This window comes from Enterobacter sp. HG048 (genome assembly GCF_024702055.1).
In the GTDB taxonomy this organism is placed as follows: domain Bacteria; phylum Pseudomonadota; class Gammaproteobacteria; order Enterobacterales; family Enterobacteriaceae; genus Enterobacter; species Enterobacter dykesii.
Window position 1 is genome coordinate 70,055 of record NZ_JANLIZ010000016.1, and the last position, 24,054, is coordinate 94,108.

Sequence of the window (24,054 nt, forward strand, 5' to 3'; positions counted from 1 at the left end):
GCTGAATCGGGCAGTATGTAAGATGTGTGCAGTACCGGCTTTTAATGCACGCGAGGCGTAACACATGAACCGATTTATCGTGGCGGATGCGGAAAAATGCATTGGGTGCCGCACCTGCGAAGTGGCCTGCGCGGTGTCGCATCAGGACGCCGTCTCCGCTCATGCCTTTACGCCCCGCCTTCGGGTGGTTAAGGGGGACGACTACACAACGGCAGTGGGTTGCCATCAGTGCGAGGATGCGCCATGTGCTAACGTCTGTCCAACCCATGCTATCAGCCGTACGGCGGGAGCCTGGCTCGTTGAGCAGACGCGCTGCATTGGGTGCAAAAGCTGTATGGTGGCGTGTCCGTTCGGGGCGATGCAGGTGCGCATGGAGGGAAATAAGCCGCAGGCGCTGAAATGTGATTTATGCCTGCATCGCGGAGGCGGACCGGCCTGCGTGGAGGCCTGTCCAACCCACGCGTTGCGATGCGTTGATCCTGCCAGACTACGCGCCGAACGGCTGCATAATCTGGCGTAAGAACTTACTGGCCGTCTTCGCGCCAGGCTTTTTCAATTTCTTCGGCGAGAATTTTAACACCCGCTTCGATTTTTTCCGGATCGGGCACGTAGTTCATGCGCATGCACTGGTGTGTATGCGGCCACGGCTTATCCAGCCCCGGGAAGAAATAATCGCCTGGTACCATCAGCACGCCGCGCTTTTTCAGGCGCTGGTAGAGCAGTTCGGTGGTGATAGGCAAATCCTTAAACCACAGCCACAGGAAAATCGCCCCTTCAGGTTTATGGATCAGGCAGCGTTCTTCCGGCAAGTAGCGGCGAAGTATCGCAATCGTCTCCTGAACGCGCTGGTAATAGAATGGCTTGATCACGTCATTTGACAGACGCAGCAGGTCGTTGCGCTTAATCATTTCGCACATCATCGCCGGGCCAATGCCGCCCGGTGAAAGGCTGATAATGCCGTTCATATTGGTAATGGCGGTGATGATTTTCTCGTTGGCGATGATGATGCCGCAGCGGCTGCCCGGCAGACCCAGCTTAGAGAGGCTCATGCACAGGACAATGTTCGGGTTCCACAGCGGACGCGCTTCGCTGAAGATAATGCCCGGGAACGGCACGCCGTAGGCGTTATCGATCACCAGCGGAATGCCGTGCTGATTCGCCAGCGCATCCAGCTTCATCAGTTCGTCGTCGGTGATCACGTTGCCCGTTGGGTTAGTCGGGCGCGATACGCAGATCATGCCCGTCTCTTCACCAATATGCAGGTGTTCAAAATCGACGTGATATTTGAACTGGCCTTCCGGCAGCAGCTCGATGTTCGGGCGCGCGGAGACGAACAGATCCTCTTCCAGGCCGGAATCGGCGTAGCCGATATACTCCGGCGCCAGCGGGAACAGCACTTTTTTGGTGGTGCCGTCGGCGCGACGCCCTGCGAACAAGTTAAACAAGTAGAAAAACGCGCTCTGGCTGCCGTTTGTCAGTGCAATATTCTGTGGTTCGATATCCCAACCCAGCTCGTCACGCAGCATTTCGGCGAGGAGTGCCAGCAGTTCAGTTTTCCCCTGCGGGCCGTCGTAATTGCAAAGCGCATCGGTTGCTTTGCCACTTTCCAGCATCTGAGCGAGCAGCGTCTGGAAATAGGTATTCATCTCCGGAATTTGAGCCGGGTTTCCGCCGCCGAGCATGATTGCGCCCGGTGTGCGCAGCCCGTCGTTGAGGTCCTCCATCAGGCGAGTAATGCCTGAATGGCGGGTAAATTTGTCGCCGAAAAGTGAAAACGTCATAGCAGGTGATCTGTCGAGCTTATTTTGAAAGTGGGTAACCATAACGCTAGCACCGTGCTGGTGCAAATCGGGTGATGTGGTCGGATTTGTTGTTTTGTATGGCGGAGTGGGGTTTATGTAGTGAATAGTTCTGGTGGATTTTCCCTCAGCCCAGCCCTCTCCCACAGGGAGAGGGAACTGGAGTGAGCCGTTATTGATTACCTGCCCATACCACCATCACCTTATCGCCATTGTGCTCGCGCACGAATCCATACCCCTCGTTTAGCGACAGCGTGGTTTGTTTGCCTTCACCAATCGCCGGGTGGCGGGCGCGGAACTGGCCCAGCGTTTGCCAGTGGGCGACGGTTAAGGCCTGCTTGCCCGTGACGTCCTGCCAGTTCATATCCGAACGGGTGCCCTGTAATGGATCAGAACCCGTCGGACCGAACGGACGCTCGGATTCATCACCGTAATAGATTTGTACGCTGCCGGGTGCCAGCAGAAGCAGCTCCGCCGCGCGCTGGCCCCCTTCGCGGAACAGACGCGTATCGTGTGATGAGAGATAGCTCAGCACGTTGAAACTTTGCAGCTTTTCCGCCATCTGCTGCCAGGTGAGATCCATATCGGCCAGGCAATCCACCGCTTTTGCCGCCTGCTCCTGATAGTCAAAGTTGATCATCGCATCAAAACCGTGGCGGTAATAATCGCTTTGCATCACCCCGTGGCCCCAGGATTCTCCGGTCATCCAGAACGGTGCGTTGTCGAGCTTTTTGTCCGGGTTCGCCCCTTTCCAGGCGGCCAGCGCCTGACTTGCCTGGTCTTTCAGCTGTTGCCAGGCCGCAAGCTCAACGTGTTTCGCCGTATCCACCCGGAAACCGTCGATGCCGTAGTCACGTACCCACTGGCTCAGCCAGTGGGTCAGATAATCGCGCGGGGTATATCCCGGGATGGCCTTCGCGTGGGTGTCGGGCTTGTGTTGGTAGAAGTTTGGCAATCCGGAAGGCGTCGTGGATTCCGTTTTCAGATCCGGCAGAAATGCCAGCGACATGGTCAAATCGTCGAAGCCGGGGTTGTCGTAATCGCCGATGTCCGTGCGGATCCACTTTTTGCCCCACCATTTCTCCCATGCGGCTTTGTCGCTAAAGTTGATGTAGTCGTTAAAGCTGTGCCAGCTTTGGCCCGCGCCCGGCTTCCAGTCCGTCCAGCGTTCTCCCAGCGTCTTTTTCAGCTCATCTCCCTTCAGATACAACGAGCCAAACTGGTACTCCTGCATATCAGCAAGCGTCGCGTAGCCCGCGTGGTTCATGACGATATCGAACAGGATGCGAATGCCGCGCTTGTGCGCTTCGTCGACAAGATGGCGTAAATCATCTTCGGTGCCCATGTTGGCGTCGAGCTTCGTCCAGTCCTGAGTGTAGTAGCCGTGATAGGCGTAATGCGGGAAATCCCCTTTAGTGCCACCGCCTACCCAGCCGTGGATCTGCTCAAGCGGGGAGCTTATCCAGAGCGCGTTCACTCCCAGCTGCTGTAAATAATCGAGCTTGCCGGCGAGCCCTTTAAGGTCTCCGCCGTGGAAGGTGCCAATCTCCTGCATACCGTCTTTATGACGACCGTAGCTGTTGTCGTTGCCCGGGTCACCATTCACATAACGGTCGGTCAGCACAAAATAGACGGTGGCGTTTTGCCAGCTAAACGGCGCAGGCTTGTCGGTTTCGGCGCGCTCAAGCAGCAGGAGGCCGTTACTGTTAGCGGCTGGCTGCAGGGTGATTTTTCCATTCTGCACCGTCGCCGTCTGTTTACTGTAGTAGTCGCGTACGACGGAGCCCTCCGGGAAGGTACTGCTGACGTCCAGCGTCAGCGGTTTACCGTCCCACTTCGGACACTGGCGGATGACGTTTGCAACCGGCTGTTCTGCGACACTCTGAATCGTCAGCAGCAGGGTGGGCGTGCCGGAGCGGGTATCAATCCGCATCTGGTAGTTACCGTCGCGGAAAAGGCGCCACTGCGGCGGCGTGCCGTCACAGGGCTTGAGCGACAGCATCTCGTTGAGTTTTATCGCGTCCGCAGGCTGCCAGCACGTCGTGTCAAAACTCAGCGTCAGAGGACGCGTACCCTTCGCAAGCTTTGCCTGGCTGGTGAAGACCCCGGTGCCTTCGGCGCTAAATGCGCTAAACCCCGGCGATGACCAGTCGGCATGCGCCAGTGCGGGTAACATCAGAAAGGCTAATGCGGTACGTTTCATTCCTTTTTCCTGTCGCGGCATTTTTGACCAGTGTGCCATCAGGCGAGGGGCAAAAACTCATCCCCTGTCGCTTTCTGCCAGGAGGATGCGTGAGGATGAGTGATCTCGCGCAAAATTAGGCAGTTATCTGCGATAGCGCACACAGTTTTTGTGGAATGATGTTTTTATGAGCAAGTTTCAGGTGACATAGTTTCGGAATTGGACTATTTCTATACGTGCTCTTGAAGTCTATTTTTGATATGATTTGAGATTCCGCTCTCAAATTTGTGAAAAAAATAAGGTGTTGGGATGATTACATCCGACCAGGAGACCTAATGATATCGACTCCCATTCGACGATATGGGGCTGCGATACTCATGTTACTCACCACGGCATTTTCGGGTGAGGTGCTTGCGAAGACGCACACGGATACAACGAGTAAGAAAGCCCACGTAATAAAGACGACAAGTAGTAAGGTTAGCAGTAAACAAGAGTATTCTCGCAATAGTGCAAAGAGTAGTTCACTTCCTGATTTGCGAAAATACCCTTCCGGAACACCAAGGAAAAAAGCGTTTCTCCGGACGGTAATGCCTTACATCACGAGTCAAAATGCCGCGATTACTGCGGATCGTAACTGGCTGATTTCCAAACAGTACGATAGCCGCTGGTCGCCGTCAGAGCGCGCGCGTCTGAAAGATATCACAAAGCGCTATAAGCTGAGCTGGAACGGTAACACGCGTCGTGTGCCGTGGAATGCACTCCTTGAGCGTGTGGATATCATCCCGGGCAGCATGGTTGCGACCATGGCTGCTGCCGAAAGCGGCTGGGGTACTTCTAAGCTTGCGCGTAGCAACAACAACCTTTTCGGCATGAAATGTGTGAAAGGTCGTTGTAATAATGCCCCTGGCAAGGTGAAAGGCTATTCGCAGTTTGAATCTGTGAAGGATTCCGTCAGCGCCTACGTGGTGAATCTGAACACGCACCCGGCCTACTCATCGTTCCGTAAATCCCGCGCTCAGCTGCGTAAAGCGGACCAGGAAGTGACGGCCAGTACGATGATCCACAAGCTGAAAGGTTATTCGACAAAGGGACAGAGCTATAACAACTATCTGTTCGCCATGTACCAGGATAACCAGCGCTTAATCGCCGCCCATATGTAATCTCGAAAAAACGCCTTCCACTGGAAGGCGTTTTCATTTCTATATCAACACCTCGCTGTGGCGATCCCGATACTCCTTCGGCGTGGTGTCATACTCTTTGCGGAACACCGAATAGAAGTATTGCAGAGACGGGTAACCGCACATCTGCGAGATTTCGTTGATCGATAGCGACGTGGAAATGAGCAGGCTGCGTGCTTTCTCCAGCTTTTCAGCATGGATGACGGCATGAATGGTTTCGCCCACCTCTTCTTTAAAACGCTTCTCCAGATTCGAACGCGAAATGCCCACCGAATCCAGCACCTGATCGACCTTTATCCCTTTGCAGGCGTGGTTGCGAATGTAGTGCATGGCCTGAATAACGGCCGGGTCGCTTAAGGAGCGATAATCGGTTGAGCGACGTTCTACGACGCGGACAGGAGGCACGAGCAAGCGCTGAAGCGGCAGAGATTCTTTATCCAGCAGACGATGCAGCAGCTTCGCCGCCTGATAGCCCATCTGACGCGTGCCCTGTGCAACGGAGGAGAGCGCCACGCGAGACAGATAGCGGGTCAGTTCTTCGTTATCAATGCCAATCACGCACAGCTTTTCGGGCACCGGAATGTGTAAATGTTCGCAGACCTGCAGCACGTGACGCGCGCGAGCGTCCGTCACGGCGATAATACCGGTTTGCGGCGGCAGCGTTTGCAGCCAGTCCGCCAGGCGGTTTTGCGCGTGCTGCCAGTTTTCCGGCGCGGTCTCCAGCCCCTGGTACACCACGCCGCGATACTTCTCCTGTGCGACCAGCTGGCAAAACGCGTGTTCTCGCTCAACGGCCCAGCGCTTGCCGCTGGTGGTGGGTAAACCATAAAACGCGAAGCGGTGAACGCCTTTCTCTTTTAAATGGAGAAAGGCGGCCTCGACCAGGGCATGGTTATCGGTGGCAATATAATGAACCGGCGGATAGTGTTCGGGCGAATGATAGGAGCCACCGACGCCCACGATCGGAACGTCGACGTCGGTCAGCAGTTGCTCAATAACGGGGTCGTCATAGTCGGCGATGACGCCATCGCCCAGCCAGTCTTTGATGTTCTCCAGACGGGTGCGAAAATCTTCTTCAATAAAAATATCCCATTCAGATTGCGACGCCTGCAAATATTCACCCACGCCTTCCACCACCTGACGGTCGTAGGCCTTATTGGCATTGAATAACAACGTAATGCGGTGACGCTTTTCAAACATGGCTCACTTCCCAATTAAGTCACAATACGGTTATCAGGCCCGTCGCTTGGTGGCCGAGTCCATCCAGACTGCCAGTAAAAGAATGGCCCCCTTGACGATATACTGCCAAAACGTCGGGACGTCCATCATACTCATCCCGTTATCCAACGACGCCATGATAAATGCCCCCATGACCGCGCCCGCCACGCTCCCGATACCCCCTGCGAGGCTGGTGCCGCCAATGACGCAGGCGGCGATAGCATCCAGCTCGGCGATGTTACCGGCGGAGGGAGAACCGGCACCCAGACGCGAGCTGAGGATCAGCCCGGCGATAGCGACCATCAGGCCGTTAATGGCGAAAACCGCGAGTTTGGTGCGTTCGACGTTAATACCCGAGAGACGGGCAGCTTCAAGGTTGCCGCCAATGGCATAAATACGACGGCCAAACGCGGTGCGCGTCGCCATAAACATGCCGCCCAGCAGTAAAAGCGCCAGCAGCAGGACGGGTGTCGGGACACCGCGATAGTCGTTTAAAAGCCAGATGGCGCCCAGCACAATGACCGCCGTGAGCGCCTGACGTCCCACCACTGAGGTTGAAGCAGGTGAAGCCAGCCCCAGCGACTGACGACGCATGCGTCCACGCCACTGCCACGCGACAAACGCCAGCAACCCCACCACACCGATCGTAAAGCCTACGCTATCTGAGAGGTAACTCTGGCCAATCTGCGACATGGCTGCACTGGTCGGGGAGACGGTGGTGCCGTTAGTGATGCCTATTAAGATCCCGCGGAAGGCCAGCATCCCCGCCAGGGTGACAATGAACGATGGCACCTTACGGTAGGCAACCCACCAGCCGTTCCAGGCCCCCAGAACCATACCCAGCACCAGCGTGACCGCCACGGTTAGCGGCAGCGGCCAGCCGAGCCAGACGTCAAAAATTGCCGCGACGCCGCCGAGGAGCCCCATCATCGACCCGACCGACAGGTCGATCTCCGCGGAGATAATCACGAACACCATGCCCACGGCCAGAATGCCGGTGATAGCGGTCTGGCGGAGCAGGTTGGAGACGTTACGCGCGCTTAAGTACGAGCCATCGGTCATCCAGGTAAAGAACAGCATGATGACGATAATGGCCGCGATCATCACGAAAACCTGCAGGTTAAGCGCTTTTAGCCCCGCGAACGCACCGGGCGTCGGAACAGCGACTTTGATATCAGACGGATTGCTTTTCGACATGACGTTCGCTCCTTAAAGCGGCTTCCATCACCTGCTCCTGCGTCAGGTTCTGGTTAATCAGGTTGGCTTTCAGTTTTCCCTCATGCATGACCAGCACGCGGTCGCTCAGGCCGAGCACTTCGGGTAACTCAGACGAAATCACAATGACGGCAATCCCTTGCTGTACAAGCTGATTAATCAGTTTGTAGATTTCATATTTGGCACCGATATCAATCCCGCGCGTCGGCTCATCAAGGATTAATATGCGTGGATTGAGAAGCAGGCAGCGCGCCAGAATCGCCTTCTGCTGGTTTCCCCCGCTCAGGCGGCCTATCGCCAGCTCCGGCGAGGAGGTTTTGACCTTCAGCCGGGCAAGCGACTGGAGGATGCACTGCTGCTCGGCGGCGTCGTCCAGGCTGCTCAGCGCGCCGGAGAACCGATCGAGTGCCGCAAGCGTAATGTTTTTACCCACCGCCATTACCGGTACGATGCCGTCTTTCTTACGATCTTCCGGCACCATGGCAATACCGTGGGCAATCGCCTGCTGGCAGTTGTCGATTTTCACCGGCTGGCCGTCGATATAAACCTCGCCCTCCCAGCGCCCCGGCCACACGCCAAAAAGGCACTGTACGGCTTCGGTGCGCCCGGCACCGACGAGGCCAGCAATCCCAAGAATTTCACCGCTGTGAAGGGAAAACGAGACGTTATTGACGCGCTTGATGTGGCGGTTAACGGGGTGCCACGCGGTCAGATTTTCCACGCGCAGCACTTCATCGCCCTTAGCGTGAGGCTCATTCGGGTAGAGCGCCGTCAGCTCGCGGCCCACCATCATGGTGATGATGTCATCTTCGCTCATCCCGGCGGCTTCACGCGTGCCGATGTGCTGCCCGTCGCGGATCACGCAGATGGTGTCCGAAATGGCTTTAACCTCGTTCAGCTTGTGCGAAATGTAGATACAGGCGATGCCGTGGTTTTGCAGATCGCGGATGATGTTGAGCAGAACCGCGGTTTCCTGTTCGGTGAGCGAGGCTGTAGGCTCATCAAGGATCAGCAGCCTGACCTGCTTATTGAGCGCTTTAGCGATTTCGACCAGCTGCTGTTGCCCAAGGCCCAGATCCCCCACGCGGGTATCCGGTGAAATGTTGAGGCTCACCTGCGCCAGCAGCTTTTCGCAGCGGAGCGTCATGGTGTCGTAATCCAGCACGCCGTGGCGGGAAATTTCGGCTCCGAGGAAAATGTTTTCCAGTACGGTGAGATGCTTCACCAGCGCCAGCTCCTGGTGGATGATGGCGATGCCTTTGCGTTCGGTATCGCGGATGTGTGTCGCCTGAATCACTTCGCCGGCAAAGATGATTTCGCCTTCGTAGCTGCCGTGTGGGTAGATCCCGCACAGTACTTTCATCAGCGTCGACTTGCCCGAGCCGTTCTCGCCGCACAGTGAAACCACTTCGCCGGGGTTCAACCGGAGGCTAACGTTATCGACGGCTTTCACCGTGCCGAAGCGCTTGGTGATGCTTTTCATTTCAAGTAAATAGGGCATAACCGCTCCACATAACCCGAGGGAAGAACAGTACTACGTGATGCGCCCCCGCAGAGCAGGGGCCGCGCCGGATTACAGTTCGCTCTTCTTGTGGAAACCGTCTTTAACCACGGTGGCGTCAATGTTCTCTTTATTGACTTCAATCGGCGTGAGCAGGCGAGCCGGAACGTCTTTCAGGCCGTTATTCAGCGTTGCGTCTGCTTTAGGTTGTTTGCCATTGCCCAGCTCTACGGCGATTTCCGCCGCCGTATTTGCCAACTGGGTAATCGGTTTGTAGACCGTCATGGTTTGGGTGCCTGCGATAATGCGTTTTACGCCAGCGAGATCGGCATCCTGTCCTGAAATGGCGACTTTACCGGCCAGTCCCTGGGCGCTCAGAGCCTGGATAGCACCGCCTGCAGTGGCATCGTTGGAGGCCACAACCGCATCAATTTTGTTGTTGTTGGCCGTCAGCGCGTTTTCCATAATTTTCAGCGCGTTTTCTGGCAGCCAGCCGTCGGCCCACTGATCGCCTACCACTTTAATTTTCCCGTTGTCGATGTACGGCTTAAGGACTTTCATTTGCCCTTCGCGGAACAGTTTGGCGTTGTTATCTACCGGAGAGCCGCCCATCAGGAAATAATTGCCCTGAGGCACTTTGTCGATCAGGCTTTGCGCCTGTAATTCCCCGACTTTTTCATTGTCGAACGAAATATAATAATCAATATCCGCATTATTAATCATGCGGTCATAGGCCAGGACTTTTATGCCTTCCTGTTTGGCTTCTTTCACCACGTTACTTAATACCTGGCCGTTATAGGGGATAATGACCAGAACATCGACGCCACGGTTGATCATATTCTCGATCTGCGACATTTGTGTTTCTTCGTTGCCGTTAGCCGACTGAACAAACACGCTGGCGCCGAGGGATTCTGCTTTTTTAACAAAAATATCGCGATCTTTTTGCCAGCGCTCCAGGCGCAGGTCGTCAATCGCCATGCCAATTTTGACCTCTTTGGCATGCCCTGCAAAGCTTGCAAGGAGGAGCGTAGTGCAGAGCGTTAGAGTCAGGTTCTTTATCTTCATAATTATTAGGCCTTTTTGTAGGGGTATGTGTTGCTGAGATAAAAGAAACATTCACTGCTGAGACGCAGCAAATTTTTAACGCGGAAAGGCGGGCTGGCAATTACAGATTTTTATCTTCTCATTATGATATTTGGTTTATTTCTGAATTTATGACCGCGATCGGATTTTAAAATACGTAACGTCTTAATTACATTTGATTCTGGAATATGCGCCGAAAAATAGTTTGTCTGCGCATTATTTTGCGAGCCAGCGCACAGTTGTGCATTCTCTCAATAGCAGTGTGAAATAACGTAATTGAGCAACCCAAAATGTCTATTCACTATTACTCCTGTATCAACGACTCGCCGCATACCCTGATTATGGAGCTCAATATGCAAGCTTATTTCGACCAACTCGATCGTGTTCGTTACGAAGGCCCAAAAACGACCAATCCTTTAGCATTTCGTCACTACAACCCGGATGAGCTGGTGCTGGGTAAGCGCATGGAAGATCATCTGCGCTTTGCCGCCTGTTACTGGCATACCTTCTGCTGGAATGGCGCCGATATGTTCGGCGTGGGTTCCTTTGACCGCCCGTGGCAGCAGCCGGGTGAGGCCATCGAGCTGGCAAAACGCAAAGCCGATGTTGCGTTTGAGTTCTTCCACAAGCTGAACGTGCCGTATTACTGCTTCCATGACGTCGACGTGTCGCCGGAAGGAGCATCGCTGAAAGAGTATCTGAACAACTTTGCACAGATGGTGGATGTACTGGCGGCAAAACAGCAGCAAAGCGGCGTGAAGCTGCTCTGGGGCACGGCAAACTGCTTCACAAACCCTCGCTACGGCGCGGGTGCGGCCACCAACCCGGATCCGGAAGTGTTTAGCTGGGCGGCCACGCAGGTTGTGACGGCAATGAACGCTACGCATCAGTTGGGTGGCGAGAACTATGTCCTGTGGGGTGGCCGTGAAGGCTATGAAACCCTGCTCAACACCGACCTGCGCCAGGAGCGCGAGCAGATTGGCCGCTTTATGCAGATGGTTGTCGACCACAAGCACAAAATCGGCTTCCGCGGCACGCTGCTGATCGAGCCGAAACCGCAGGAACCGACCAAGCACCAGTATGACTACGACGTGGCGACGGTATATGGCTTCCTGAAGCAGTTCGGCCTGGAAAAAGAGATTAAAGTTAACATTGAAGCCAACCACGCCACGCTGGCGGGCCACTCTTTCCACCACGAGATCGCGTCTGCAATTGCGCTGGGCATCTTCGGCTCTGTCGATGCGAACCGTGGCGACGCGCAGCTGGGCTGGGACACCGATCAGTTCCCGAACAGCGTGGAAGAGAATGCGCTGGTGATGTACGAGATCGTCAAAGCGGGCGGTTTCACTACCGGCGGCCTGAACTTTGACGCCAAGGTGCGTCGCCAGAGCACCGATAAATACGATCTGTTCTACGGCCACATTGGCGCGATGGACACCATGGCGCTGGCGCTGAAAGTGGCGGCTCGTATGATTGAAGACGGCGAGCTGGATAAACGCGTAGCGAAGCGTTACAGCGGCTGGAACAGTGAGCTGGGCCAGCAAATCTTGAAAGGTCAGTTATCGCTGGCGGAAATTGCGAAGTACGCTGAACAACAGCAGCTGGCGCCGCAGCACCAGAGCGGGCACCAGGAACTGCTGGAAAATCTCGTAAACCACTATCTGTTTGATAAGTGATTGAGCTGAAGATGCACGTAGGCCCGGTAAGCGTTAGCGCCACCGGGCATTTCTGTTAAAGGAGTCACCGTAATGTATATCGGGATCGATCTTGGCACATCGGGTGTGAAAGCCATCCTGTTGAGCGAGCAGGGCGACGTGTTAGCAACGCAGACGGAAACGCTGCAGGTTTCACGTCCGCATCCGCTGTGGTCGGAGCAGGATCCGGAGCAGTGGTGGCAGGCGACGGATCGCGCAATCAAAGCTTTAGGGGAGCAGCACAGCCTGCGTGACGTGAAAGCGCTGGGGATTGCCGGGCAAATGCACGGCGCTACGCTGCTCGACAGCCAGCATCGCGTGCTGCGCCCTGCGATCCTCTGGAACGATGGCCGCTGTGCGGAAGAGTGCGCGCTTCTTGAGGCGCGCGTACCTGCCTCCCGCGAGATTACCGGCAACCTGATGATGCCCGGTTTTACTGCGCCCAAATTGCTGTGGGTGCAGCGCCACGAACCGGAGATTTTCCGTCAGGTGGCGAAAGTCCTGCTGCCGAAAGACTATCTGCGTTTTCGCATGACGGGCGATTTCGCCAGCGACATGTCCGATGCCGCGGGCACCATGTGGCTTGACGTGGCGAAACGCGACTGGAGCGAGGCGATGCTGGATGCCTGCTATCTGACCCGGGAACATATGCCCGCGCTGTACGAAGGCTGTGAGGTGACAGGCACACTGCTGCCAGCCTTTGCGGAACGCTGGAATATGCCTGCCGTACCGGTGGTGGCCGGGGGCGGTGACAACGCGGCGGGCGCCGTGGGCGTTGGCATGGTTGAGGCGGGCCAGGCGATGCTGTCGCTGGGAACGTCCGGCGTCTATTTTGCCGTCAGCGACGGGTATCGCAGTAATCCTGAAAGCGCTGTGCACAGCTTCTGTCATGCCCTTCCCGGGAAATGGCATTTGATGTCGGTAATGCTCAGTGCGGCGTCCTGCCTGGACTGGGCGGCAAAACTCACCGGCATGGACGACGTTCCGGCGCTCATTTCTGCGGCGCAGCAGGCGGATGAGGCTGCGGGTACCGTCTGGTTTTTACCGTATCTTTCCGGCGAGCGTACGCCGCACAACAACCCGGAAGCGAAAGGGGTGTTCTTTGGCTTAACTCATCAACATGGCCCGGCAGAACTGGCGCGCGCGGTTCTGGAAGGCGTGGGGTATGCGCTGGCCGACGGGATGGACGTGGTGCACGACTGCGGCCTGAAACCGACGAGCGTCACCCTGATTGGCGGCGGTGCGCGAAGCCCTTACTGGCGACAGATGCTGTCGGATATCAGCGGTTTGCAGCTGGATTTCCGTACCGGCGGGGATGTCGGGCCCGCGCTCGGTGCCGCGCGCCTGGCGCAGATAGCCATTCATCCGGAACAACCGCTTTCGCAACTGTTGCCGCAGCTTACGCTTGAACAGGCGCACGTACCTGACGCGGGGCGCCATGCGCGGTACGCGGAAAGGCGTGATGTGTTCCGCAAAATCTACCAGCAGCTGCTGCCGCTGATGTCGTAAATACGCTTGTCCGGGAGTGGCACGAGGATGTCCTTTTTTGGTCTGTGCGTGCCTTCATTTCCTTGCCAGTATGGTGTCACACCCACTGGCGAGGAGATTTATCATGTCACGTATTGCATTAATCAACATCGATACTCAGCAGTCCTTCCATCAACGCAATTACTGGCAGGAGGACGAAATTCCTGCCTTTCAGCAGGCGATGCTGGGGCTGATTGAAGGCTGCCAGGCGCGCAATATTCCGGTCGTTGATATTTTTCACGTGGATGAAGACGGCCCCTTCACCCTCGAAAGCGGCTATGTCAAACCGATGGCCTTTTTGCGTCATCAGCCGGATGTGGTTTTCCAGAAACACGTCCATAATGCCTTCACGGATACCGGGCTTGACCGCTGGCTGCGCGAGCGTGATATCAACCAGCTGATTATCTGCGGCATTCGCACTGAACAATGCTGTGAAACCACCGCCCGGGTGGCATCCGATCTGGGTTATGCTGTGACCTTTGTTAGTGAGGCAACGCTAACGTTTCCCATGACGTACAAGGGCATTACCCTTAGCGCAGCGGAAATTCGCCATCGTACCGAGACGGTTCTGGCCGGGCGTTTTGCCGAGATTAAAACGGTAGCGGAGACGCTGGAGTCATTGTAATGCGCATCGACGTCTGGTTCGTGATGTTGCCCGGGGTGCTGTCATTAGACATGACCGGCCCGGCAGAAACCTTTGTGCTGGCAGGCGACGCGTTTCGCCTGCATTACATTGGCCCGCAGCCGGAGGTTCCGACGTCCATTGGCCTGACGATGAGCGGCATCCAGCCGCTGCCGGATCGTCTCCCGGAAGGCAGCCTGCTGGTGCTGCCGGGTGTGAGCGACTCCCGCAGTCAGTTCTCAACGCCACAGGCGCAGAAGATCCAGCACTGGCTGATGCGCCTGCAGCCGCAGATCCAGCGCCAGGAAATCACCGTGATGTGCGTCTGTTCAGGGGCCTTACTGGCGGCGAAATCGGGCCTGCTGGATAACAAACAGTGCACAACTCACCATGACGTTATAAGCCGTCTACGCACTGCGGCGCCCACGGCGACGATTAAAGAAAACCGCATATTTGTGCAGGATGAGAACATCTGGACCAGCGCGGGGATCACGTCAGGCATCGATCTGGCGCTGCATATGATTAACCGCCTGTGCGGCCCCGAAAAGGCGCTGACCGTAGCGCGTGAGATGGTGGTCTGGTTCCGCCGTTCCGGTGACGATCCCCAGCTATCCCCGTGGCTGCGCTACCGCAATCATCTTCATCCGGCGATCCATCGGGCGCAGGATGCGCTCACCGCCGAGCCGCAAAAAACGTGGAGCTTGCCTGACATTGCCGCACTGGCGCACGTCAGCCCGCGTCATCTCACCCGGCTTTTCCAGTCACATTTAGGGATTAGCGTTCGCGATTATCTGGAACAGCTGCGTCTGGCGGTGGCGGAGCAGTGGCTATTGCAGGGGCACGGCGTTGAGCAGGCTTCACTGGCGGCGGGGTTTTCTTCCCCGCGCCAGTACCATCGCGCCCGGCAGCGCAGCGTTAACTGACGAAGCGGCGAACGTCTATTTTTTGCAGCAGCATCGACAGCAGCAGGCTGATCGCCAGCGTGGCGGCAAAAATCCAGACCATATCCAGCACCGGCCAGCTTTTTAGCTCAACGCCTCTCGTGCGCAGCGCGTGGATCACCAGCGCGTGAAAACCGTAAATCCCGAGAGAGTGCCGCGAGATAAGGCTCAGCACGGGCAGGGGACGCGCGTTCAGGGTATTTTTGGCGAGCGTGAGCAGCGAAACGGCACAGATAAAGACCATCGGCCCGCAATAGAGATACCAGGTATCGGCAAAATTGCCGCGCCACTGCAGCTCGTGCAGCGTCCCGCGTGAAATCACCGCCACCCCAGCGATAAACAGCGCCCCGCAGAGCCAGTTCAGACCGCGTTTTTGCGTGTCCATCATCCCGATGGCGCGCCCCAGCATGCCGTAAAGCACGTAGTAAAAAGTATCGCCATTGATATAAAGGTTCACCGGCAACCACTCAAATCCGTCGATTTTTTGCGAAACCGTATTCGGGTTGGCGATGATGCCAATCACCACCATCAGGGCCAGAAGCATTTTACCGCTGACGTTTTTTACCTGGATGAGCGGGGAGACCAGATAGATAACGATAATGGCGAAGAAGAACCACAGGTGGTAGAACACCGGTTTTTGCAGCACGTATTTCAGCGATAGCCCGGCGTTAATGGAGGTGAACAGCGCGATATAGAGCAGGGCAACGGCGCTGTAGAACCCCAGACAGGCCGCGATGCGAATGAAGTGCCGCGGCTGCGCGCTGCGTTCGCCAAAAAAGAGAAAGCCGGAAATCATAAAGAACAGCGGCACGCTGACGCGTGACGCAGAGTTGAGAATATTGGCGATATCCCAGTTAACGGGGCTGATGCTGTGGGCATTCGTGACGTACCAGGTCGTCGTGTGGATCATGACCACCATCAGGCACGCTACTCCTCGCAGGTTATCAATCCAGTTAATTTTTGACTGCATCAGTTCCTCGTATTCCCTGTAAATTGAGTGTGACTGCCATTGTCCAAAAGTCTTCGCTTGGAAAATTCTGAGTTTTATTCCGCAGGCTTGTAGGGAGGCCGCGAGATTCGCAGAATGCCGGACCGTAATCTATAAAAGCTTTGATACTAAAAATAACAGCCACTGACCAGGGCGGTAAAAAAAATGATGATGAAGCGTGTGGCGTCACTCTTTCTGCTGGCGATCCTGGCGGGATGCAGCGCACCGCAAGAAGCACCTGTGCAGAAAGCGCAGCAGGGTAAAATGAGCCCGGAACGTTCACTGAATATGGAAGCGCTCTGTAAAGATCGGGCCGCTCGCCGCTATAACTCTGACGTACAGAAAATTGATGTCACCGGGTTTGAGCGTTTTCAGGGAAGCTACGAGCTGCGGGGGCATACGTCGCGCAAAGAGGGCTTTGTCTGCTCGTTTGATGCGGACGGTCAGTTTTTACACCTCTCTATGCGCTAGCCTGCTCGTATAATCAACAGCCAGACGCCGTCAGCGTTCTGGCCGGAAGGCTTATTTCCCCAATTTTCCCTAAACAACCCCGTTTCGTACTGTATATCTTGCAGCCAGCGGGTATACTGGTCCCTTCCATTTAAAACCACACGTATCCAGCACGAAATACTATGCAAAAGTTTGATACCAAGACCTTCCAGGGCCTGATCCTGACCTTACAGGATTACTGGGCTCGTCAGGGCTGTACCATTGTTCAACCTTTGGACATGGAAGTCGGCGCCGGCACTTCACACCCGATGACCAGCCTGCGCGCGTTGGGGCCAGAGCCAATGGCGACCGCGTATGTGCAGCCTTCCCGTCGTCCGACCGATGGTCGTTACGGTGAGAACCCGAACCGTCTGCAGCATTACTATCAGTTCCAGGTGGTGATTAAGCCATCACCCGACAACATTCAGGAACTGTACCTCGGGTCGCTGAAAGAGCTGGGTATGGATCCAACCATCCACGACATTCGCTTCGTGGAAGATAACTGGGAAAACCCAACGCTGGGTGCCTGGGGTCTGGGTTGGGAAGTGTGGCTGAACGGCATGGAAGTGACCCAGTTCACTTACTTCCAGCAGGTTGGCGGTCTGGAATGTAAGCCAATCACTGGTGAAATCACCTACGGTCTGGAACGTCTGGCGATGTACATTCAGGGCGTAGACAGCGTTTACGACCTGGTCTGGAGCGACGGCCCGCTGGGTAAAACCACCTACGGCGACGTGTTCCATCAGAACGAAGTGGAGCAATCCACCTATAACTTCGAATACGCGGACGTGGACTTCCTGTTCACCTGCTTCGAGCAGTATGAGAAAGAAGCGCAGCAGCTGCTGGCGCTGGAGACTCCGCTGCCGCTGCCTGCCTACGAGCGTATTCTGAAGGCCGCCCACAGCTTCAACCTGCTGGACGCCCGCAAAGCCATCTCCGTGACTGAACGTCAGCGCTACATTCTGCGTATTCGTACCCTGACCAAAGCCGTTGCAGAAGCTTACTATGCGTCCCGTGAAGCCCTTGGCTTCCCGATGTGCAACAAGTTGAAGTCAGAAGACATCAAAGAAAACGAATAAGAGGCGGCCATGTCTGAGAAAACTTTCCTGGTGGAAATCGGCACCGAAGAGCTGCCACCAAAAGCCCTGCGCAGCCTGGCTGAATCTTTCGCTGCGAACGTGACCGCCGAGCTGGATAACGCTGGCCTGGCACACGGTAAAATTGAGTGGTTTGCCGCACCGCGCCGTCTGGCGCTGAAAGTGGCTAACCTGGCGGCGTCTCAGCCGGATCGCGAAGTCGAAAAACGTGGCCCGGCGATTGCCCAGGCGTTTGACGCGGAAGGCAAGCCGAGCAAAGCGGCTGAAGGCTGGGCGCGCGGTTGCGGCATCACCGTCGATCAGGCCGAGCGTCTGACCACGGATAAAGGCGAGTGGCTGCTGTATCGTGCGCACGTGAAAGGCGAAAGCGCGGAAGCGCTGCTGCCGGACATGATTGCCACGTCTCTGGCGAAGCTGCCGATTCCTAAGCTGATGCGCTGGGGCGCGTCCGACGTGCACTTCGTGCGTCCGGTTCACACCGTGACCCTGCTGCTGGGCGATACCGTTATCCCGGCGACCATTCTGGGCGTGGCGTCCGATCGCGTGATCCGCGGCCACCGCTTCATGGGTGAGCCTGAGTTCACCATCGACAATGCTGACCAGTACCCGCAGATCCTGCTGGAGCGCGGTAAGGTTATTGCCGACTACGAGCAGCGTAAAGCCAAAATTAAAGCGGATGCTGAAGAAGCGGCGCGCCAGATTGGCGGTAACGCAGACCTGAGCGACAGCCTGCTGGAAGAAGTGACCTCTCTGGTGGAATGGCCGGTTGTGCTGACGGCGAAGTTCGAAGAGAAATTCCTCGCCGTTCCGGCTGAAGCGCTGGTGTACACCATGAAAGGTGACCAGAAGTACTTCCCGGTTTACGCCAACGACGGCAAGCTGCTGCCAAACTTCATCTTCGTGGCAAACATCGAATCGAAAGATCCGATCCAGATTATCTCCGGTAACGAGAAAGTCGTTCGTCCGCGCCTGGCGGATGCAGAGTTCTTCTTCAACACCGACCGTAAAAAGCGTCTGGAAGATAACCTCCCGCGCCTGCAGACCGTGCTGTTCCAGCAGCAGCTGGGTACGCTGCGCGACAAGACCGACCGTATTGCGGAGCTGTCCGGCTGGATTGCCCGTGAAATCGGTGCGGACGTCAACCACGCGACTCGCGCGGGCCTGCTGTCCAAGTGCGACCTGATGACCAACATGGTGTTCGAATTTACCGACACCCAGGGCGTGATGGGCATGCACTACGCGCGTCACGATGGCGAAGCGGAAGATGTAGCCGTCGCCCTGAACGAGCAGTATCAGCCGCGCTTTGCGGGTGACGAACTGCCGTCTAACCCGGTTGCCTGCGCCGTGGCGATCGCCGATAAGATGGACACCCTGGCGGGTATCTTTGGTATCGGCCAGCATCCGAAAGGCGACAAAGACCCGTTTGCGCTGCGTCGTGCTGCGCTCGGCGTGCTGCGTATCATCGTTGAGAAGAACCTGAACCTCGATCTGCAGACCCTGACCGAAGAAGCGGTGCGTCTGTACGGCGACAAGCTGACTAACGCGAACGTTGTGGATGACGTGATCGACTTCATGCTCGGTCGTTTCCGCGCGTGGTATCAGGACGAAGGTTACACCGTTGACACCATTCAGGCGGTGCTGGCGCGTCGTCCAACCCGTCCGGCTGATTTCGATGCGCGTATGAAGGCGGTTTCCCACTTCCGTACGCTGGAAGCGGCATCTGCCCTGGCCGCGGCCAACAAGCGTGTATCCAACATTCTGGCGAAATCCGACGAGACGCTGAACGAGCGTGTGAACGCCGCGACCCTGAAAGAGCCGGAAGAGATTGCTCTGGCGATGCAGGTTGTGGTGCTGCGCGACAAGCTCGAGCCGTACTTCGCAGAAGGTCGCTACCAGGAAGCGCTGGTGGAGCTGGCCGAGCTGCGTGACGTGATCGACGCCTTCTTCGAGAAAGTGATGGTGAACGTAGAAGATAAAGAGCTGCGTATTAACCGTCTCTCTATGCTCGATAAACTGCGCGAGCTGTTCCTGCGCGTGGCGGATATTTCGCTGCTGCAGTAATGGGCCCGCTGTTACAAATGCTAAAAACCCGCTTCGGCGGGTTTTTTTATGGGTCTTTTGTAGGCCGGATAAGCGCAGCGCCATCCGGCAGGTTTAGCCGATCGCGATTGTGCCTTCGTCTGTCTGTAGCCAGCGCGGTGCCTTCAGCGTATCGGCAAAGTAGCTGACCAGCTCGCACAGCAAATCTTCCATAACGATTTCAGATTGTCGCGGCAGTGAGCCGTTCATCAGCATCTGCGTAAGCTCCTGACAGTAGCGCCCCAGCTGATCGCATTCGGGTTCGAAAGACGGAACGCGTGACGGGAGTTCCTTCACGGTCAGTCTGGCTTTTAAAGCGTCCGGAACAGGTTCCAGAAGCGTGGGTTGCAGAAGATTCAGACAGGCATAAAGTCTGCCGTAAAGCGCCATTTTTGGGGCGGGTTCTTCGCAATCTACCAGTGCGTCGGTAAAACGTTCGCAGTTATCCGCTAGTTCGGTGAAGTCGGTGGCGTGGTTGAAGGGCAGGGTGAATAAAGAATGAGCTTGGGTTGGGGTAGTAGCCATATTGGCAGCCTCCGATAAGTGATAAAGCTTCCACCACCGGAAATGCTAACTTCGCTGGTGGTGGACTGAACAGAGTTAGCATTACCGGCCTTATCGGATACCGGCGCATCTTTCGATGCCCCTGCTCAGCCCACCATTGAGATGTAGCAAAGCATGCTGCACATAATGTGCCGCCGATAAGATAAGCCAGGATGCTAAACCCGGCACCTGATTTTGCAGGTGCAAAGAGAACTTACTGCTCATCAAAACAGGCGGCAATAGATTTGAGCTATGCCACTGAGGATATTACCATTTCTGGAAAGAGACTCGCAAAATTACCGCAATGAAAAGCATACTGCGGGCAGAGGTCTTACAGCGACGCTATGGTCCGGCTGTAAATCGCCGAGGCGTTTCCTGCAGGCCGGGGCGAGGCGCATGGATGCGCCGAGAGGGCGGGCTTTACAGGGATGTTACCTCCGCCCGTCCCCGATAAGCCGGAAGGAATAAGCCGAAGGTACCGCGTAGCGGCGATTTACCGCCGGGAGCCCGGGTAGCCAGGGTGGTGGCGACTGAGCCACCCTGGCATGTTCACGGGTATTGTCTTTACAGAGTAGCAAGGAACATAAAGTGAACGGAATGACCACCAGAGCCGTATGCTTCCCCTCACCCCAGCCCTCTCCCTCAAGGGAGAGGGGGCCGTCAGTGCAGACAATATTTGGTGGGGATCCCTCAGCCCAAAGGGAGAGGGAGTACAAATCGCCCAAAATTTAACCTTGAAACCTTCAACACATTACCGCTATCCTTAACGCGTTAACTTTCTCGCGCTGGAGTGCCCCCCAAAAATGAACAAACACGACTGATGAATTTCGATCCTTGCTAAACGCCACCGCGTCGGCAGGGGATGTTTTGATTTCATTCAGGAGTGCTTATGGCTCATTTTGCGCAGTCCCCTTCTTTTATTTTGCATCAGGTCACCTGTCAGTTTCCGACGGGCGATACACTTTTTGGTCCGCTGAATCTCACGCTGGAACCCTCCCTGTGCGCGCTGGTTGGCCGCAACGGCAGCGGGAAAACGCGTCTGCTGCGTATGCTGGCGGGGCTGGAAGAACCGGCTTCTGGTCATATTGAACGCTTTGGCTCGCATGCCTGGGTGGCGCAGCAGCACGTCATTTCGCCGCAGACGACGCTTGCTGAACTGCTCAGGTATGACGCTATTTTTGCGGCGCGTAAGCGCATCGACAGCGGCAATTACCAGCCTGACGATCTGGACACGCTCGACGGCCGCTGGGATGTCGCCGAGCGCCTGAGCGAGGCGTTTATCAATGCGAATCTCCCGCCGTTTGACCCGGATAAACCTGCCGCTGAACTCAGCGGCGGCGAGCGCGTTCGCGCCCTGCTGTGCGGGGCGTTTACGGCTGAGGCGGATTTCATGCTGCTGGACGAACCCACTAACCATCTGGATCGACAGGGCCGGGCGTGGTTTTACGACCAGCTCAGCCGTTTTCAGGGCGGCGTGCTGGTGGCTTCCCATGACCGCGAGCTGCTTGAGCAGGTGCCGCGTATCCTTGAGCTGAGCGCCTCGGGTCTGCGCAGCTACGGCGGGAATTATGCGGATTATCAAACCCAGCGCGATGCCGAACAGCAGGCGGCCCGCGCGGCGCTGGAACATGCTGCAACCGAGCGCAAACGCACTCGGGCACGCATGCAAAAAGAGCATGATGACAGCCAGCGGCGTTCGGCAAAGACATTGCGGACCGTCGATACCCTGAATATCGCGTCGTTCGAGCGGGTCAAATATAAAGGCGCGGCAAAGGAGCGGATCGGCTCCTGGAAAAAACAGCACAGCGAGCAAAATGAAGCCCTGAACGCCGCGGTAAGCAAGGCGCGTGAACGCGTTGAAGAAGATAACCCGGTAATGTTCACCCTGCCGGGGAGTCAGATCCCGGACGGGAAGCAGGTACTGGTGCTGGAGGATCTGGTGCTGCCGCATGTGCCTGTTCCTCCGCTCAACTGGCGGATGGACGGACCGATGCGCGTGGCGTTAAAGGGACCGAACGGCTGCGGAAAATCGACGCTGTTAAAAACCATCCTCGGCGAGATTGCTCCCCGTTCGGGTACCTGTAGGGTTTCAGTCAGCTGCGCTTATCTTGACCAACATCTTTCCCGGCTCGATCTTTCGCAGTCGGTCATGACGCATCTCAACCTGAGTCATACGCCTCTGGAAGAAGGGGTATTGCGAACCCGTCTGGCGCAGCTTCAACTGGGTGCTGACAAAGTTACGCTCCCGCTGGCGGAGCTCAGCGGCGGCGAGCGTCTTAAGGCCGCGCTGGCCTGCGTGCTGTGGCGCGCGGAGGCTACGCAGCTTTTGCTGCTGGATGAACCTACCAACCATCTGGATTTGGCCTCAGTCCAGGCCATTGAAGCGGCACTGGCCGGTTTCCCCGGCGCGCTGCTGGTGGTATCACACGACGAGGCTTTTTTAAGAGGTTTAACGTTAACGCATGAGTGGGTATGGGAAGAGGCGGGCTGGCGTTGCGAGAGCCTTTAAAACACAAGCCCCCGCAGAGGCGGGGGCATTCAATCTTCACTACGCTATCTGTTTGCTGAGTGCAGGGTTGGCCTGAATCAGGCGCATCAGCCTTAACTCGGTTGGGGTGGGTTTCTCACGTTTTGACTCCCACTCCTGCACCATAGCCACGCTGACACCCATCGCTCTGGCGAATTCTTCTGTTTTCAGTCCTGTCCCTTTGCGCAATTGCTCGTATTCTGTAAAGGGATTGGATTTTTGTTGCAGGGTAATCGCCTGCGGTACGTCTTTAAAAATGATCTGTTCCAGGCTGCTCAGCAGCTCAAACTCAGGATCTTTATATTCCATTGAGGACTCCTCTTAAATCTCACATCGTGATCAAGAACATCAGAGAGCCAGTTAAGAATAGTCCCTAATACGAACCCAGGATCGTTACGGGTGTGATTAATCGTGCGATAACGATCGCTTTACGCGATTCAGCGATATGGATAGTTATGCTAATTACCTGATTAGTCATATGTCGGCTTCGGCAGGTATTTTTTTGTAAATGGTAAGAAATAAATCGGCAATAGCCGTTTTGCATGAAAAGAGTATCTTGCAAGGCTGACCTGGACTATCCTTGTCAGCGTCGGGCACGCGTGTGCCGGTGTGCGCTTTTTTGGGTGAAAGGAGTAATAAAATGGCGACAGGAAAGTCCTGCTCTCGCTGGTTTGCGCCTATTGCGGCGTTGTTGATGGTTGTTAGCCTGAGTGGGTGTTTTGATAAAGAAGGCGATCAGCGCAAAGCGTTTATCGATTTTCTGCAGAATACAGTGATGCGCAGCGGCGAGCGGTTGCCGACGCTGACTGCGGATCAGAAAAAACAGTTTGGCCCCTTCGTGTCCGATTACGCCATTCTTTATGGTTATTCACAGCAGGTGAGCCAGGCGATGGATTCCGGTATCCGCCCGGTAGTGGATAGCGTGAACGCCATTCGCGTTCCGCAGGATTATATGACTCAGCGCGAACCGCTTCGCCAGTCCAACGGTGCGCTTGGCGTACTGAGCCAGCAGTTGCAGAATGCGAAAATGCAGGCTGACGCGTCACGTTCTGCGCTGAAGCAGGGCGACGATCTCAAACCTGTCTTCGACAAAGTGTATGAGAAAGTGGTGACGAAACCGTCTGAAGCGCTGCAACCGCTGATTCCGGCCGCGCAAATCTTCACGCAGCAGCTGGTTCAGGTGGGTGACTTTATCGCCCAGCAGGAAACTCAGGTGAGCTTTGTTGCCAACGGCATTCAGTTCCCGACCTCGCAGCAGGCAAGCCAGTACAATACGCTGATTGGGCCGCTAGCCTCCCAGCATCAGGCCTTTAGCCAGGCCTGGAGTGCCGCAGTCACGGCCACAGAATAAACCAAAAAAAACCCGCTTCT

The 24,054-nt window shown here is 56.0% G+C and carries 20 protein-coding genes and 1 pseudogene; 11 read left to right on the top strand and 10 right to left on the bottom strand.

The features are described from left to right. Positions 1-64 precede the first annotated feature (64 nt). A complete protein-coding gene (locus NUX24_RS17370) occupies positions 65-520 on the top strand; it encodes a 4Fe-4S dicluster domain-containing protein (RefSeq protein ID WP_257833081.1) in 456 nt (151 codons plus the stop codon). A gap of 4 nt (positions 521-524) precedes the next feature. On the opposite strand, the gene avtA is transcribed toward NUX24_RS17370, so the two are convergent. Both avtA and NUX24_RS17380 read right to left on the bottom strand, forming a co-directional pair. Beyond that, positions 525-1,781 carry a valine--pyruvate transaminase gene (gene avtA / locus NUX24_RS17375; protein WP_023309932.1) on the bottom strand — a complete coding sequence of 419 codons (1,257 nt, stop codon included), beginning with the start codon at positions 1,779-1,781 and terminating at the stop codon, positions 525-527. Positions 1,782-1,971: 190 nt separating this feature from the next. After that, positions 1,972-4,002, bottom strand: a complete 2,031-nt coding sequence (locus tag NUX24_RS17380; RefSeq protein WP_257833083.1) for an alpha-amylase — start codon at positions 4,000-4,002, stop codon at positions 1,972-1,974. Positions 4,003-4,316: 314 nt separating this feature from the next. Here NUX24_RS17380 and NUX24_RS17385 point away from each other — a divergent pair, with 314 nt between their 5' ends. Next, positions 4,317-5,141: a protein bax gene (locus NUX24_RS17385; protein WP_032661838.1), complete on the top strand. Its 825-nt coding sequence runs from the start codon at positions 4,317-4,319 to the stop codon at positions 5,139-5,141. Between the two features lie 39 nt (positions 5,142-5,180). Here the strand turns inward: NUX24_RS17385 and xylR are convergent, their stop codons facing one another. The 4 genes from xylR to xylF form a co-directional block, all read right to left on the bottom strand. Beyond that, complete coding sequence (xylR, locus tag NUX24_RS17390) at positions 5,181-6,359, bottom strand: D-xylose utilization transcriptional activator XylR (protein ID WP_126330492.1); 1,179 nt, start codon at positions 6,357-6,359, stop codon at positions 5,181-5,183. Between the two features lie 33 nt (positions 6,360-6,392). Then, positions 6,393-7,574 (bottom strand): xylose ABC transporter permease XylH, encoded by a 1,182-nt coding sequence (xylH, locus tag NUX24_RS17395; protein ID WP_257833086.1) that lies wholly within the window; start codon positions 7,572-7,574, stop codon positions 6,393-6,395. Further along, entirely contained in the window at positions 7,552-9,093 is a 1,542-nt protein-coding gene (locus tag NUX24_RS17400) for a xylose ABC transporter ATP-binding protein (protein WP_214577267.1), read from the bottom strand. The genes xylH and NUX24_RS17400 overlap by 23 nt, the downstream gene beginning before the upstream one ends. 72 nt (positions 9,094-9,165) lie before the next feature. Next, the gene (gene xylF / locus NUX24_RS17405; protein WP_032650791.1) at positions 9,166-10,158 is read right to left on the bottom strand and encodes a D-xylose ABC transporter substrate-binding protein; all 993 of its coding nucleotides are present in this window, start codon (positions 10,156-10,158) and stop codon (positions 9,166-9,168) included. A 371-nt stretch (positions 10,159-10,529) separates the two neighbouring features. On the opposite strand from xylF, the gene xylA reads away from it, so the two are divergent. The 4 genes from xylA (at position 10,530) to NUX24_RS17425 (ending at position 14,942) form a co-directional block, all read left to right on the top strand. After that, on the top strand, positions 10,530-11,852 hold the full coding sequence (gene xylA / locus NUX24_RS17410) for a xylose isomerase (protein WP_087823749.1): 1,323 nt from the start codon (positions 10,530-10,532) through the stop codon (positions 11,850-11,852). Between the two features lie 72 nt (positions 11,853-11,924). Continuing rightward, the gene (xylB, locus tag NUX24_RS17415; RefSeq protein ID WP_257833091.1) at positions 11,925-13,379 is read left to right on the top strand and encodes a xylulokinase; all 1,455 of its coding nucleotides are present in this window, start codon (positions 11,925-11,927) and stop codon (positions 13,377-13,379) included. A gap of 103 nt (positions 13,380-13,482) precedes the next feature. Beyond that, a complete protein-coding gene (locus NUX24_RS17420; protein ID WP_257833092.1) occupies positions 13,483-14,022 on the top strand; it encodes an isochorismatase family protein in 540 nt (179 codons plus the stop codon). After that, a complete protein-coding gene (locus NUX24_RS17425) occupies positions 14,022-14,942 on the top strand; it encodes a GlxA family transcriptional regulator (RefSeq protein WP_257833094.1) in 921 nt (306 codons plus the stop codon). The genes NUX24_RS17420 and NUX24_RS17425 overlap by 1 nt, the downstream gene beginning before the upstream one ends. On the opposite strand, the gene NUX24_RS17430 is transcribed toward NUX24_RS17425, so the two are convergent. Further along, positions 14,935-15,930, bottom strand: coding sequence for an acyltransferase (locus NUX24_RS17430; protein ID WP_257833096.1), 996 nt, complete (start codon positions 15,928-15,930; stop codon positions 14,935-14,937). The genes NUX24_RS17425 and NUX24_RS17430 overlap by 8 nt on opposite strands. 183 nt (positions 15,931-16,113) lie before the next feature. Between NUX24_RS17430 and NUX24_RS17435 the strand changes: the two genes are divergently transcribed. The 3 genes from NUX24_RS17435 (at position 16,114) to glyS (ending at position 19,595) form a co-directional block, all read left to right on the top strand. Next, the gene (locus NUX24_RS17435; RefSeq protein ID WP_047651750.1) at positions 16,114-16,419 is read left to right on the top strand and encodes a YsaB family lipoprotein; all 306 of its coding nucleotides are present in this window, start codon (positions 16,114-16,116) and stop codon (positions 16,417-16,419) included. Between the two features lie 161 nt (positions 16,420-16,580). After that, on the top strand, positions 16,581-17,516 hold the full coding sequence (glyQ, locus tag NUX24_RS17440) for a glycine--tRNA ligase subunit alpha (protein ID WP_126330506.1): 936 nt from the start codon (positions 16,581-16,583) through the stop codon (positions 17,514-17,516). Positions 17,517-17,525: 9 nt separating this feature from the next. Next, positions 17,526-19,595 carry a glycine--tRNA ligase subunit beta gene (glyS, locus tag NUX24_RS17445; RefSeq protein ID WP_047743151.1) on the top strand — a complete coding sequence of 690 codons (2,070 nt, stop codon included), beginning with the start codon at positions 17,526-17,528 and terminating at the stop codon, positions 19,593-19,595. Between the two features lie 93 nt (positions 19,596-19,688). Here glyS and NUX24_RS17450 read toward each other — a convergent pair whose 3' ends face one another. Together NUX24_RS17450 and NUX24_RS17455 are read right to left on the bottom strand one after the other, a co-directional pair. Further along, the gene (locus NUX24_RS17450; protein ID WP_257833124.1) at positions 19,689-20,099 is read right to left on the bottom strand and encodes a hypothetical protein; all 411 of its coding nucleotides are present in this window, start codon (positions 20,097-20,099) and stop codon (positions 19,689-19,691) included. Then, a pseudogene (locus NUX24_RS17455) lies at positions 20,063-20,203 on the bottom strand (hypothetical protein); the annotation flags it as partial. The pseudogene NUX24_RS17455 and the gene NUX24_RS17450, both read right to left, overlap by 37 nt. A gap of 842 nt (positions 20,204-21,045) precedes the next feature. Between NUX24_RS17455 and NUX24_RS17460 the strand changes: the two are divergent. After that, the gene (locus tag NUX24_RS17460) at positions 21,046-22,665 is read left to right on the top strand and encodes an ABC-F family ATP-binding cassette domain-containing protein (protein WP_257833101.1); all 1,620 of its coding nucleotides are present in this window, start codon (positions 21,046-21,048) and stop codon (positions 22,663-22,665) included. A gap of 39 nt (positions 22,666-22,704) precedes the next feature. On the opposite strand, the gene NUX24_RS17465 is transcribed toward NUX24_RS17460, so the two are convergent. After that, a complete protein-coding gene (locus NUX24_RS17465; protein WP_029740975.1) occupies positions 22,705-22,992 on the bottom strand; it encodes an HTH-type transcriptional regulator in 288 nt (95 codons plus the stop codon). 331 nt (positions 22,993-23,323) lie between these two features. Between NUX24_RS17465 and NUX24_RS17470 the strand changes: the two genes are divergently transcribed. Continuing rightward, on the top strand, positions 23,324-24,034 hold the full coding sequence (locus NUX24_RS17470; RefSeq protein ID WP_047651743.1) for a DUF3053 domain-containing protein: 711 nt from the start codon (positions 23,324-23,326) through the stop codon (positions 24,032-24,034). The last annotated feature ends 20 nt before the right edge of the window (positions 24,035-24,054 follow it).

What these genes read in the sequence shown, in the direction of transcription:
- xylF (WP_032650791.1), bottom strand. Translation starts at nt 10,158, where the DNA reads ATGAAGATAAAGAACCTGACTCTAACGCTCTGCACTACGCTCCTCCTT.
- NUX24_RS17370 (WP_257833081.1), top strand. Translation starts at nt 65, where the DNA reads ATGAACCGATTTATCGTGGCGGATGCGGAAAAATGCATTGGGTGCCGC.
- NUX24_RS17430 (WP_257833096.1), bottom strand. Translation starts at nt 15,930, where the DNA reads ATGCAGTCAAAAATTAACTGGATTGATAACCTGCGAGGAGTAGCGTGC.
- xylA (WP_087823749.1), top strand. Translation starts at nt 10,530, where the DNA reads ATGCAAGCTTATTTCGACCAACTCGATCGTGTTCGTTACGAAGGCCCA.
- NUX24_RS17420 (WP_257833092.1), top strand. Translation starts at nt 13,483, where the DNA reads ATGTCACGTATTGCATTAATCAACATCGATACTCAGCAGTCCTTCCAT.
- NUX24_RS17400 (WP_214577267.1), bottom strand. Translation starts at nt 9,093, where the DNA reads ATGCCCTATTTACTTGAAATGAAAAGCATCACCAAGCGCTTCGGCACG.
- NUX24_RS17465 (WP_029740975.1), bottom strand. Translation starts at nt 22,992, where the DNA reads ATGGAATATAAAGATCCTGAGTTTGAGCTGCTGAGCAGCCTGGAACAG.
- NUX24_RS17380 (WP_257833083.1), bottom strand. Translation starts at nt 4,002, where the DNA reads ATGAAACGTACCGCATTAGCCTTTCTGATGTTACCCGCACTGGCGCAT.
- NUX24_RS17425 (WP_257833094.1), top strand. Translation starts at nt 14,022, where the DNA reads ATGCGCATCGACGTCTGGTTCGTGATGTTGCCCGGGGTGCTGTCATTA.
- NUX24_RS17435 (WP_047651750.1), top strand. Translation starts at nt 16,114, where the DNA reads ATGATGATGAAGCGTGTGGCGTCACTCTTTCTGCTGGCGATCCTGGCG.
- avtA (WP_023309932.1), bottom strand. Translation starts at nt 1,781, where the DNA reads ATGACGTTTTCACTTTTCGGCGACAAATTTACCCGCCATTCAGGCATT.
- xylH (WP_257833086.1), bottom strand. Translation starts at nt 7,574, where the DNA reads ATGTCGAAAAGCAATCCGTCTGATATCAAAGTCGCTGTTCCGACGCCC.
- glyQ (WP_126330506.1), top strand. Translation starts at nt 16,581, where the DNA reads ATGCAAAAGTTTGATACCAAGACCTTCCAGGGCCTGATCCTGACCTTA.
- NUX24_RS17460 (WP_257833101.1), top strand. Translation starts at nt 21,046, where the DNA reads ATGGCTCATTTTGCGCAGTCCCCTTCTTTTATTTTGCATCAGGTCACC.
- xylB (WP_257833091.1), top strand. Translation starts at nt 11,925, where the DNA reads ATGTATATCGGGATCGATCTTGGCACATCGGGTGTGAAAGCCATCCTG.
- glyS (WP_047743151.1), top strand. Translation starts at nt 17,526, where the DNA reads ATGTCTGAGAAAACTTTCCTGGTGGAAATCGGCACCGAAGAGCTGCCA.
- xylR (WP_126330492.1), bottom strand. Translation starts at nt 6,359, where the DNA reads ATGTTTGAAAAGCGTCACCGCATTACGTTGTTATTCAATGCCAATAAG.
- NUX24_RS17470 (WP_047651743.1), top strand. Translation starts at nt 23,324, where the DNA reads ATGGCGACAGGAAAGTCCTGCTCTCGCTGGTTTGCGCCTATTGCGGCG.
- NUX24_RS17385 (WP_032661838.1), top strand. Translation starts at nt 4,317, where the DNA reads ATGATATCGACTCCCATTCGACGATATGGGGCTGCGATACTCATGTTA.